This is a genomic window from Arthrobacter sp. 05L45_2 (assembly GCF_056397525.1).
Genome location: NZ_JBFTNO010000070.1, coordinates 1 through 13186, shown reverse-complemented (window position 1 = coordinate 13186; position 13186 = coordinate 1). Strand labels below are relative to the sequence as shown.

The window sequence follows — 13186 nt, the reverse complement described above, 5'->3', positions numbered from 1 at the left end:
GTCTTTAGGAAGACGCCGGAGAGATGGGACGGTTTGCCGTCCGGTGGCGCCATCCGCGGCGGCCGCCTGGCGGCTCAGCTCGACTGCTGGGCTGACGAAATCGAAGATGGCAGACCACGGCTGGGGCGTATTCATCCAGTCGGCCCACCCATGTGTCGACAACCTCATCACTTGAATTTGTTTTGCAGATACTTTGCAGTGTCTGTTAGCGAGGACATCGGAATCTCCGCGAAAACGGTAAGGCTATGCTCCCTTAGGTAGTCGTTGAGAACTTTGATGACCTGATTACGGGCTCGGTCCAGTTCGTCCATGAGTCGAAGAACCTGAGGTAGATCGCCGGTTGAGACCATGACGGAGGCGGACGGTGATGAATTGAACTCGGGAAATTTCTCGCCGAGAACTGCCAGTGAGCGATTGACTCGATTCATTGCATCCCTTACAGCACTGGCAAATCGATCGAAATCAGGCATATGGAGCCGGGGAAGTTTAATCAAGCGGAAAACATGTCGTGTCTCTCTGGTAACGAGCCGTCCGGTTGCAAGAGCCATCGAGACGTCGGTTAGAGCCACTCTCAGAGAGTCCAGCGTCAATTCTTGGACGGCCGGTGTCCGAAAAGCATTGCGGTTGAAGGCCGCGCGAACGAAGTCGACAACTTCCAGCTCTCCRTCGTCGCGAACGAGACCACCCGTCTGACTCAGCCAAGCTGACTGAACGAAATCACCGTCTGAAGCTCCGGAAACTCGAAGGTTTTCTTGAGCGAGTTTGAGTGCGGCATGCGGAGATGGCGGACCTGTGGGCAACAACATGTTCGTGTAGAAATAATCCGCGAAAAGGGCCGCGACGTCATCAGATATCGGTCTATCCATGCTGACGAGCCACCTGTCTGCCGGCGTCAGGTGAGGGGCCCGGCTTGACGACCAGCATGCGTTCAGAAAGATACCCCGGGGGCCCCCATCTGGCGCCGCCTTGAGGATCGCCATCAAATCATGAGGTTCGAGGCTCCAGCTAAGTGCGCCACCGGCGTTGAATGTCAGGTTTCCCTCTTGTCCCCGTGTCCAATGAAATGGAATATGTCAGGCGCATGCTCCAATAGGGCTGCCGACAGCATCTTCCAAGGCTGGTCTTTCATGACTATGGTTCGACAGAGGCCTTTCCGCTCAAAGTCCCTGAGATAGCTGATTTCGTCCTGCGCGTGGGGTAGAGCTTCACCGACGCTCAATGCTGCCCATACGAGGATAGTTGGACGGTGTCGATCATCAAGCGATGTTTTCATTTCTTAATTATGACCGCAGTCCATCATATGGTCGGGCGCTCGACTCCTTTGGAGGTCAGACTTTTGCAGCATTGGATTGCAGATCCTTAAGCGACCCAGACTTATGCAGAGATGTGAAGCGCTGTCTGAGTTTCGAGGCAAAAAGTGGATCGCGAATGAGAACGCCGGCTTCCAGATTTCGGTGAGCGGCGGCATCGCTGAAGTTAGCGCTCGTTACGAGGGCGAGGGCAGAATCAACTATGACGACTTTTGAGTGTTGAAGACCGTATTGCCTATTCGGTGGTACGTACTTCAGGAAACGCGCGCCCTGGAGCTTGTCCTGGAGTTGGATGGCTGTTTCGGCCATCTTGGACCCCTCAAGAACAAGCGTCACGGACACACCTCTGGCGATTGCTCGCCATAAGGCCTGGACGAACGGCGAGTCGATCGATGCGGAGTAAGTCGAGGCGAGAACGTCTTCCTTAGCTTCGTCTACCAGGTGCGCGACAGCTGCAGTCGTGTGGTCGCCGTCGCCCGGGAAGCTCGGACCACTCCAGACGGCTCGCGGCGGGGCGGGTGCCCGCCCCGACGCAGAAGCATATCCCCTTAGCACCGACGCCAAGATTGCTGAATCGCCAAGCAATGACAGTGCCTGCCCCAGCAGCTCGACCGCGGCACCCGAGGAGTCCGACAAAAATGATGTTGCTCGGTCCAGCCGCCCGTCGATTTCCAATGATGCGGCTATGCTCGTCGCCTGTGAGGCAGACAGGGCCTGCGCCAACTGAAGCAATGCATCTGCCACGACGCCTAGCCTCCGAAGGTTTCGAGCACCGGTTGGAGCAGACCATCGACCGCGTACTCAGGTCCTGAATTCAGCGTTAGTGCGAAGCGCCGGTCAAGGAAGCGATTAGCCTTCTCGCAGGACGTCTCCGACACGAACAGGCAGAAATGGCAGGCCGCACCGTGTAGGAAATCCTCTTGACCGTTGGGCACCCGATGCGCACAGATAGGGTCCGAAGAACACCGTTCCGCTCGCCGCAGCGCATCCCGAAATACCCCTTCCAGCCGCTCCGTTCTGGCCAGATCAACCAACCCCCCGAGAGTTCCCTCGCTGTCGGGGGATGTCGTGGCGATCAGAATTCCTGCGGCAGCCTCCCGGTCGTCCGTCTCACGCCATGCGTAAAGACGCTCAGATAGCGATGCCGAGCCGTAGCCGCTGGACATTGCCATCTCACGGATGAGCAAATGCGACATCGTGTGCAGCGCCCAGTATCGCGGCGGCGGCATTCGGTCTGCCGGATCGATCGCCACCGCGGTGCGACTCTGGCGCCTTTTGACGTTGCGCTCGTGAGCGGCCACATGGGACTCCCACACCTTGGATCCGAGTACGCCGTCCTCCCAGGCGCGAATCACGTCCTCATCGAAGCGCAGAAATACTCCTTCGCCTCGGTCCTCCGTTGCGGGAACCCACTTCGGCTTCCCTGACTGGACGAGCGGAGCGATCCGGTTGGGAGCGTCGCCTACACGGTCCAAGGCATCGATGCGCGTAAAACCGATGAACGCATTGGCCTTTTTGACCCTCTCCACCGCGACGACGTGGGACAGAACCGGCCGCAGGGCCGATGCCACCTCCACCGGCCGCACGCGGAAGCCAGCCTTTCGGTCTTCGCGCTCGAAATCCTCCGGGTGGACGAGAGTGTCCCACTCCGGTTCCAGCAGGCTGATCGGATCGAAGCCCGAGGGCGAGGACTCGGGATCGGCGACAACTTGGCCTCGAGCGACCTGGATTCCGTTCCAGAGGGCGTCATCAGCAACTCCGTCAAAGATCGAGCGGACGTCCTTCGGGCCGAACTTCCGCCACGCCAGTAGATCGTCGAGCGTCTGCACATCTGCGAAGGTGACGGCCGGCAATCCCTTCACTGTCTCGGCCACATCCGCGCCCGTGATGTGCTTGCGTGCGGGCAGCACGAGCACGCTCACCGAGGCGGGGAACCACTGGTTCGCGGCGCCTAGCAGCATCAGCCGGACGTCCGCCTGACACGGATTGTCGGCCGGCGCGTAAGTGGGAAGGTGCGGGTGCCGGCCGCGGCAGTCGGGAAGCATCTCTTCTCCGCCGGCCCGCGTGAGCTCTGCGATGTTCCGTGAGACGTCGCAGGCCACGCAGGAGATCTTCACCTGCGGTCCGAGGTTTGAGCGCCATTCCATCATTCGCATCTCAGGCTTGGCGACCTTGCACTTCACGGGGTCGCCGTCGGCGCCGTGTACCCACTCGACATAGGGGAACTCGTCGAGGTGCCCGTCGGTACAGGCAATCAAGTAACGTGCAGGCACCGCCAGGCGCGGCCGCGCTTCCAAAGTGCCCTGCTTCTGGCCCTTCTTGGGGCGACCCTTGCACGCTTTGTGCACGAACTGCGCCTTGTCAGGCCGGTGCTTGCTTGTGTTCACGAACTCGAACTTGGTTGACTCCGAGATAGGCGCCAACAGGTCGCAGCCGGTGCAGCGAAGCCACTGAGGGAACACTCGGGTCGGGATTCCGATCGGGGTGCCACCTTCATGGGCTTTCTCCGGCACCCAGGGGGGTTGCCGCAGCTCGTCAACGCGAGGCAACATCTTGCGGACTGCCGCAAGCAGCCGCGGCACCAAGACCAGCTGCGGGCCGCCCTGCTTCGAGTAAGCGAGCTCCCAAGCATCGAGCCCTTGAGGCATCACTGCTATGTGAGGCATGTCCACCGTGGCCCCTATGCCCGAGGTGTACAGCAGGGCGCTGGGTCGCACCGAGCCGACGCGGCTGTGGATCTTCGCGCCGGCGGCTTCCAGCTCCCCAAACGGGTTGGCCACCACTCCGGCGACGCTGGATGCCTCTTCCTCTACGACTTGACTCATTTCGCATCCTTCTTCGAGAAGACCCATTTCGGCGCAGCTGCACTTAGCGGCTCCGCTAGTCTGCCAACGATCGGTGTTACAAGGAGATTGATCTCGGGCTGAACTTCGCGCATCGAGTTGGCCACTTGAAACAGCCGGGTGTCTTCGTCGGGAACCACTGTCTCCGGGCTCACCAGCAGGGGTGACACGATCTGCCCACCGCCCAGGGAGTCCTTTTGATAAGTCAAGGCGCCTGACCACTTGTCCGACTCGTCCGTCCACTTATCGAGGCGCAGGATGAGCTTGCTTTTGGCGGCGTCCGCTACCGCGTCATTCCCGCCGCTGGCAATTCTGATCCGTGTAACGAGCCGGTCGACAAGGGTGTCGACGAACGTTCGCCGCTGCACGATCGTCCCAGCCCCGATTTCGGGCGACAGCGAGGGCTCATTCCGTTGGTCGGCGACGCGGGCCGCCGATACCAGTACGCCAGTCAGGCCCCGTTCCAAAGCGGCATCTGAGAACGGTGTCACCGACAGTGCTTCGACGTGCGCATAAAACGTGTCGTGGTAGTGCTCGAACTGTTCATAGTGCGCCATGTCCCGCGGCCGGGACCGGTTGGCGAGCGTCACGACTAGGCCGGGTTTGGAGGCTTCACGGCCAACGCGCGACGACGCCTGAATATACTCCGCAGTGTTCTTCGGTTGGCCAACCACCAGCATCAAGCCAATCCGCGGCACGTCCACACCTACCTGGAGCATGGAGGTAGCGAGGACCACGTCATACGGCATGTCCCGGGGAGGGAGCTTCTTGCCGGCCTTCTTGGCGGCTGCGGCCCGCACACCGTATTCCCGTTTAGCCTCACTCGTATCCCGGTCCGGGTCAAACGGAACACCCAGGGTGGTGAGCGTCTTCGAAATATCCGCTGACGAGATGCGGGACGTCAGCTCGCCGATCCGCAGCCCACTGGACCCCCGCCGGGGGTAACCAGAGTCTTTGTCGGGGTTGCTGGTTCGGGTGACGATGTCGTCTTCGAGATAGCGGCGCATGCCGGCCAGCTCCCGGGTGGCTGAGAAGTAGTCAACTAGCGTCACGTATGGCTCGGCCGCCGCACCATGGGAGTCGAACAACTTCTGGCCGGCGAGGAGCAGAATTTCGCTGACTCGGATCTCCGCCAGGGTCAGACGGGCCCCGTGAGCGCAAACTCCGACGTAACGCCGGCCGGGGTCCTTCTCACTGGTAGTGACTTCCTTCGAGAAGTAGGTGTCTGTCACTGATAGGACCTGGGGTGGGAAGATCTGCACCTGGCGTGCATAGAGCTTCATCACCTGATCCCGGGCGTTCCTCACGGTCGCGGTTGAGGCGATAACCAGGGGCTTCACTAACGCGGGGCTGTCGGCAGAGCCGTACTCCCACGTTGAAAGCGTGTCTATCGCTCCTTCGAATAATCCCACTGCAGTGCCGAGCGCGCCGGTGATGAGGTGAAGTTCGTCCTGGATGATGAGGTCCGGGGGACGCAGACGGTCCACATCCTTCACTGCGGCCTTCGGATAGGTTCTCCCGCCCTCCGATTTTGCGGTGTGACCGCTAGCTCCGCATACAGAGGTCACTGTGTCCGGGTGCTTGTAGCCGTGCCGTTCGCACCGCTGCGACACATAGCCAAACAGGCTCGCCGCCGCACCCTCGCGTGCCAGTCTCGCGAACTTGTCGACGGTTGCCAGTAGGAAAGTTGGCGGGTTGCGGTAGATCTCGTCGTCCACGGTAAGTACGGGAAGCCCCTCAACCGCGCTGCCGCCGGCGGAGAATGGGCACCGTCCGAGCTTATCCCCGCAGTACACGTGAATCCGCTGAGTGGTCTTCACGGCAACGACATCCGCTTTGGGGTTGATCGGCGTACCGCACCAGGGACAGCTGCTGAACTGAAGCACCGTGAGTCCGTAGGCGGAGTTGCCGTCGTCGTTGCGCACGTCGCGCACCTGTTGCTCCGCCTCAGCAAAGCGTTTCGGGCTGACGCTTGAGCCTACCCAAAGGCCGATGCGGAACGGTTCCTGGCCCCACGTCGCTGGGTCTTCACGCCGCACTACTTCAGCGGCGCACATGAGCGTGGTGGCACGCAGAAACTGCTGAGAGGTGAGCAAGCGGAGCGTGTACCGCATCAGCACGGCGACACCGTCGCGGCCGTCAATCAGGCCGCCGGGCGTCTCAATGGCGCCTTGGAGGCGGCGGATGCCGAACGTGAAAGCAGCGAGCCCCAGGTAGGCCTCGGTCTTGCCACCACCGGTGGGGAAGAACAGGAGCTCCGCTCGGGGCAAGTCACCGGACCGCCGAGGCACCGTCGGGTCGACGATCGACGGCAGCTGCATCAGGATGAACGCGAGCTGGAAGGCGCGCCATGAAGCAGCGCCATCACCCTTCTCGTCGATGGCTGCGGTCGCCTCCTTGACGGTGATATCGCGATCTGCGTTCCGGAGCCCCGCGATCTGGGAGCGAATGCGCTGTTCGCGCATAGTGCGGTTCATGAAAGCAAAGGCTCTTCGAGCCTGCCCGCTTGCATGAGCGTTCGGATCAGTATTGGTCAGCAGACCGAGGCCCCCGCGCAGGCGCTTAAGCGCGTCCTCGCCGTCTTCGATTCCGCTTTCGGCGACTTTATGGAGGTGCTTGGGCAGAGCCGCAGCGTCGAGGCGTCGGCTACCGAGCCAGGTCTCGTAGCCGTCGATCAACGGCGTCAGGTATTGCTCAAGCTGGTCAGGAGACGCATCCATTAGCAGCCGCATGCTCATCTCGGCGCCTTCGATGGTTGGTGCAAGGGTCTGCGGGACCTCGGCGCTGGGCAGCCAAGTGGTCCGCACCGAAGTGGCTGTGCGGGACTGTGGATCCGGCAGGGTCCAGGTGGCGGAGGCCGTGCGGCCGACAGCGAATTCAAGGCGATCGCGGTACAGGAGATCGAGCTGCAGCACCTCGGGGTCGCCGAAGTCACGTGCCTGCTCAAGCGCGTCGCGGGTGGGACGGAAGACTGCGCTCTCGTCCTCGGCGCTGACTTCCAGCTCGGTCTGGAACAGCCAGACCTTGGGCGGGAGCTCTTTGCCGGTTACCTTGGTGTTCTGGAGCGCGGCTTCGACCACCCGCAGCCCGTCGTGCTCGAAGACCTCGACCGAGATCGCGACGTGGCCCTCAACGATCACTTCGGTAAGCGTCTTACCAGCGCCGACCGCCGCAATGTCGATCGTCTGCGGCACGACGTGGTCCGTCCGGTCGTAGAAAGTCTGCGTGCGGCCGTCCTCGTCGGTCTCCCGGCGGGACTCGTACTGACCCCACCGCGCGGTGAAAACGAGGCTGCCCACGTCGGGCCCTACCTGGAAGCGGAGCCCCATCGATGACGGCGCGATGAGCTTGGACTCCGGGCCGCGGTCTTCGTCAGTGTCGGTTCCGCCAGCGTCTGCGATGGATTCGTCGGGCTCGTCCACAACGCCTTGGACGTCACGGCTTGCATCTGCGTCCAGGACTGCCGGAACGTCGACGCCACGGAAGTCTTCCGGGCCCTCTACTACTGGCTGCGCCTTTGCCTGAGGCAGCGGGTCGTCGTCGCTGATCGAGACGGGCGCCAGCGCTCCTACCAAGTACCGGGCACGCGGTGTGCCATTGACCGTCTCGTCCGGCCCGCCCCACGGCCCGATCAGATCGCGCTCCAATAGGTCGATGAGCTCGTCCCGAACCTGGGCGGAGGTCGCCGGTTGGAGGGGTACTGTCTGGGTGTTCATTTAGAACATCGCTCCTTCGGGGGCAGTCTCCGGATCAAGGTCGAGCTCCATCGCGACGACCGACTTTCCGCCGTTCTGCGCTTCAAGGGCCGCTCGGCGGTGGTTCTCGTCAAGGAGACGGTTCAGGACGAGTTCATTCGCATCGTCCGAAAGAAGAAGCTGACTGACTCCACCTATCTCAACGATTTTGGCCTGCCAGGGGATATCGTGCCATCCGTAGGATCCAAGTACTAAGGCGTCGACGCGTTCGTGGGCGCTCCATAGCGCGCGTAGTGCTTCCACATTGGTCTCACGCCCTGATCGCGTAAGCGCGGTGTACGCCCCTCGCATATCAGTGCCCAGGACTCGCATCGCCTCACTTTGGGCTGCCTCTAGGTCGACTCCGGCGGCATGTAAGCCATTTAGCAAAACCCGAGGCATCGGGAATGTCTCAAAAGCTCTAGGTAGGTACTTGAGCGAGCCAATTAACCCGTGGGAATCTGAAGCTACCCAGACGCGATGTATTGCAGAGGATAAGAGAGCGAACTCGGCGGGAGACTCTAAAGCGATGACGGTGATCTTGGTGTCAATTACAATATTGTCGGAGTAAGGAATTCTTACCGGCATCAGAGTCTTGCCGTCCTGAGGAATCGCCAAGTAGTACTTGAGGCCCGATATGCCACGATATAGCTGGTCTGCATTTGCCTTGAATTGCCACCAATAGTCCCTCAACCGCGCCTGCTTCTTCGTAGCCCGCTCAGGTTTGACTAATCTTTCTACCCGTTCAAATGGTGCCCGAAAAGTGGAAGCTTCCTCAATCGATCGGTTTCCGAATTTGATGATCGAATCGGACGCTACGGGAGGCCGAGCGAGGTAAAGGTCGCTGGCTGCCAAGTATTGATGAATGACTTGGGCGTTTACCGCGTCGCTGGTAACCATTCGAGTTGCTTCCTCGGGTGTTAGCCGGAAACCAACTCCATTGGGATAGGTCCCGACGAACGCCATACCCTTGTTCTCTGGCAGCGGGAGCCGTTCGCCGGGGGAGCTGCTGATGGACCTCGCTGAGGGAGCCAGATTCGCACCGATAGTGTCCACTGTCTGACCATTCCATGTTGGTCGGGCTGACCCGAAGTGCCGACTGGCCCAAAAGACGATGTACCGCAGGTGTGCGCTCTGGGTCGGCCATTCTCGCGGCCCGACGACAGAATATACGCGCATCCCTTCTTCCAAGAGCGGCGACATCGCCACCTTACGATTCTCCTTCGCCGCAATCGAGTCCTTGCAAAGGAGACCAATAATCCCGTGGCTCTCGGCTACAAGGCTTGCACTCCGTCTCACGAAGTAGGCAAAAGAATCTCCGAGTCCTTGAGTTCCCATTGCGACGACGTTGGTCATCCATTCGCGTACGTTCTTGCCGAGGAGTCCACTGAGAAACCTGCTTCCGACGAATGGGGGATTGCCGATTATTGCGTCGAAGCCACCATGGTCGATGATGACGTCGGGCGCTTCGATAACCCAATGCAGGGGTCGCCATCGGGCGTCGTCAGTGTCCACTGTCGGAGTGAGGCCAGCGGCCAGGATAGCGTCGAGTCGATTACGATCACCGGTCACATCCTGCTGCGGGTAGGCCATGTACAGGGCATCAGCGAGATCGTCATATCGTCCGTCTAGGCCTTTCCCGGGTTTACCCCCTTCACGGAGTCCGGCAGCGATAATGCCGTCGGCGACATCGCGGAGCCGGACGGTCACTTCGCGCGACTCTGCCAGAAGACTGCGCTTGGCACGTGTGGAGCGCATTCGATCCCCATCGTCGACCTGGCCGCTGGACAGTTCTCGGCGGAGCTGCGCCGCCCGTGCGAGGTCCCTGTCGATGTCGAGCTGAAGAAGCTTCCTTTGCAGGATTCGGCTATGAGGTGGGTCGATGTGCTGGGCGCGAAGTTGTCGCTCCGTGGTGACTCCGAGCAGCGAATTGCCATGGAAGACACGATCATCAACGAATGAGAACGGCTTTCCGGGATCCATAGAGACTAGCCAGAGCGAGAGCTTGCACATTTCAACGGCCATGCCGTTGATGTCAGCCCCATACAGGCAGCGAGCAACTACTTCACGGATTGCCCAGCGCCTGGAGTCGCCATTTGCGTCGGCGCTGAGTCCTTCCTTCGCGCGAGCTTCAATGAGTCGATCCGCGAGGTACCTCGCGGCCGCGACGAGGAACGCTCCGGAACCCGCGGCTATGTCGGCGATCTTGAGGTTGAGAATTTCCGTCGAACTTTTGAGGACCCGGTCGCTGTCTTCATCGGCAAGAAGATGCCCTTGCGAGTAGACAAGGGGTTCCAGCGCGTGGAGTACCACCTCCTCAGCGAGCGACCGGGGGGTGTAGTGGGTACCTGTGTTAGCTCGTTGCGGGGACTCGGTCATTACAAGTCCGTTCTCCGGGACCACGTACGGGAAGTCGCGAAGGTCGTTTCGGATTAGGGCGTGCAGCGGCGCGAGCTGGTCGACCAACTCGGTGTGGCCAAGCAGCACGAAACCGAGGCGGGTGCGGGCGTCGGCGGCAGTCGTTTCGTCGTCCGCCTCGAACGCTTTCGCGATTTGTCGTGCTGTAGCGGGTTTCGCATTGGGTTGGGTCTTGCCCAGATGGTCGATGAGTTTCTTGGCAAAGTCTGCTCCGTTGGTCGCGGCGTCGACAATCGTGCGCAACTCGGTCAAAGCGATTTCGGGCTCGTACCCGCTCTTGCCTTGGAGTCCGACGACCACGTCCCGGGTGTATTCGGCGGAATAGCCGAGCAGACCCTCGTAGACGTAGCCGATCTGTTCGACGTCGAGGTCGCGGAATGACAGCTGGCGGGCTTCGCCGCCTACATGTGCGATCTGCACGGCCTTGAGGACTTGGAGCATGACCCGGTCGGAGACGCGGACGGAGAGCTGCCCCTGTGGGTTGGTCGTCCGTAGCCATGGGAAGCGGGCCGGGTCGAACAGGGATCCACCGTACGCCGGCATCCGGGTGTCTTCGAATGTGGCGCCGGAGAAGATTGCGGTGCTGGCGGCGAGTAGGCGGTGCCAGGTCTCCCAGGTGTGGTCGAGGGCCTCTTCGGTGTCGTTCTGCGCGTGGTGCTCCAAGTCGACGCGCACCCCGGAAATGGCGTAAGACTCGCGGTACATCTGGTGCTGCGGCAGCAGGGCGCGTTCCTCGGCGAAGAGGAGGAAGACGACGCGCATGAGCACGGATACGGCCGCTTCGTAGACCTGCTTGCTGTCGTCCGGGAGAGGCGATTCCTCCCCGTTGGCGATGGCCCGCAAGTGCGACTCGGACATGGCCTGGAGGACGAGTTCTACCGCGCGACGGACCTGGTCGCCCAGGGCCTCGGTGATTGCCTCGGCGCTGGCGACGCTGAGCTCGAACAACTTCGGCAGACGCTTCTCGGCGGCGCCGCCAGCGAGCGAGACGAGTCCGGCGAGGGCTAGGAATGCGTCCCTGCTGTCCCGTTCCTCACGCCAGATGAGCGAATCGAAGACGCCGCTCGCTGTAGTGACGTCGCGGACGGCGGAGACGATGCCCCACCAGCGGCCGTCGGTGACGAGCCCGACACTGACTTTCGCTTCGCGCAGGAGGGCGGCGGTGCGGTCGATGGCGTCGGCGGCCCACCCGTCGGCGCCGGTTCGTCGGAGATCGTCGGTCGGGTCGACGACTACGACCAGGGCGGCCCGGCCGTCACCGGCGTCCAGCGCGGCCCAGGGGCGTACGGTCAGGTCCCCATCAGGCGAACTGGCGACGATCGTGGAGTCGGGATGCTCGTCGAGGTAGTCGCCCCACTGCAGAAGATCGCGGAGGACTGACGTGACCCAGCGGTCCCGCGAAGCGAAGTCCTGAGCGGGACCTGGCTGACCTTGACGGGCGGTCCACACCTTTGACCACACAGTGTGCTCGTAGATGAAGGTGCTGTTGACGTCGTCGATGGCGTTGTACGGCCGGTCGAGTCCGTTGGGGAACACCGATTTGAGGGCTGCGCGCGAAAGGAACGGCCCATCAACGTCGACGAGAGACAGCCACTCCCAAGGGTCCTTAGTTGCCATCGTTCTTCCCCAGTCTCTCAGCATCTGCCGGGCTCAGTGCGAACACGACCGCGGCGACAAATGTGTGCGGTTGAAGATTGGCGTAGCGCCTGGACACGGCGTCCCGCTCATCGCGCTGCTCCTCGGCGAGGGCGTCGAGACGCCTTCTGATGTTTATCAAGTCCTTCTCGCGCTGGCGCTGCTCCTCGTGGAACAGCATGTCCTCAAGCTCGCGTTTGCGCTCTTCGGCATTGTCGAGCGTGCCCGCCAATGTCTGGCGGAACCGGGTGAAAACCTCGTTCACACGTTCGAGATCGGCGGTCTTGCGCTTGACAAGGTCCTCCTCGATCCCGCTGCGCAACCTCTGAGCCCGGGAGGCGACGGCGTCGGCGACGCGCTGGCGAATGCCGCCGTCGTCTGCGCCATCTGAATTCCAAAGATCGGCCAGTCCGGCGAGCACTCCGGGGGCAGGTGAAGTCAACTTCTCGGCGTCCAGCGCTGTGACCAGAAGATCCTCCGAGCGTTCGACGCCGAGTTCCTGGCGTCGAGTGAGCCTTGTGCCTGCAAGGAACACTTCCTCGTGGAGGCGAGTGCCGCCGTCCCCGACAACGACCAGGCGTGCGACGCCGGCGACGAAGGACTGCTCCAGCCCGTCGACTACCACGGCGCTCACGCCGTGGATGTGATTCGAGCGGGTCCAGATTTGGCCGCGCAGTTCACGCGCGGCGCGTTGGATAAGCGGGTGACCCAAGTGGGCGTAGACTATGTCGGTGCGACCCTTCGCCTCTTCACCATCGAAAGTGATGGGGCGTTCCAGATCCGGGCGGAGACGAGTGCGCAGCCCCTCCAGCCCCGGCGTCCAGGTCCGGTCGAGTCCGGACGGCAGCGCGTAGAGGTCAGCCTGTTCGTCGTCGTCGGCCACACCAATGAGGCCGGGCTGTCCGGACACCCGCAGCCCGGTTTCCAGAACGCGGCGCAGATTGCGGTCATGCAGGTGAAGGTGGTCACGGGAACTCTCAAGCCTGTCTGCAAGGGAAGTTAGTTCACGGCGGAGATTGTGTTCGCCTTGCATGGCAGTCTGAATGATTTGCTCGCCGGAGCCCTTGACTAGTTTCGGCCGGGCGGGTAAGTCTCCGTAGCCAAGCTTTCGCTGGATATCCGGATCGATGATGTCGCCCGCGGACCCGAGGTCTTCCTGCACACGGGAGATTTTGCGGGCGACTCGGGCAAGATAGTCGGTGTCCCTGGCGTAGTTCGAGGAGGTAGACGACTTGTCTTCCGGATC

5 protein-coding genes and 1 pseudogene are annotated in these 13186 nt (G+C 61.7%); all 6 read right to left on the bottom strand.

What is annotated here, in order from left to right:
* Positions 1 to 167: 167 nt before the first annotated feature.
* Positions 168 to 866, bottom strand: a complete 699-nt coding sequence (locus AC1DHD_RS07660; RefSeq protein ID WP_476879139.1) for a hypothetical protein — start codon at positions 864 to 866, stop codon at positions 168 to 170.
* 462 nt (positions 867 to 1328) lie between these two features.
* Positions 1329 to 2054 (bottom strand): DISARM system phospholipase D-like protein DrmC, encoded by a 726-nt coding sequence (drmC, locus tag AC1DHD_RS07655; RefSeq protein WP_476879138.1) that lies wholly within the window; start codon positions 2052 to 2054, stop codon positions 1329 to 1331.
* A 5-nt stretch (positions 2055 to 2059) separates the two neighbouring features.
* Positions 2060 to 4135: a DrmB family protein gene (drmB, locus tag AC1DHD_RS07650; protein ID WP_476879137.1), complete on the bottom strand. Its 2076-nt coding sequence runs from the start codon at positions 4133 to 4135 to the stop codon at positions 2060 to 2062.
* Positions 4132 to 7869, bottom strand: a complete 3738-nt coding sequence (gene drmA, locus AC1DHD_RS07645) for a DISARM system helicase DrmA (protein ID WP_476879136.1) — start codon at positions 7867 to 7869, stop codon at positions 4132 to 4134. The genes drmB and drmA overlap by 4 nt, the downstream gene beginning before the upstream one ends.
* Positions 7870 to 11922, bottom strand: coding sequence for an Eco57I restriction-modification methylase domain-containing protein (locus AC1DHD_RS07640; RefSeq protein WP_476879135.1), 4053 nt, complete (start codon positions 11920 to 11922; stop codon positions 7870 to 7872). It lies immediately after the preceding gene.
* A pseudogene (locus tag AC1DHD_RS07635) lies at positions 11912 to 13186 on the bottom strand (DISARM system SNF2-like helicase DrmD); the annotation flags it as partial. The gene AC1DHD_RS07640 and the pseudogene AC1DHD_RS07635, both read right to left, overlap by 11 nt.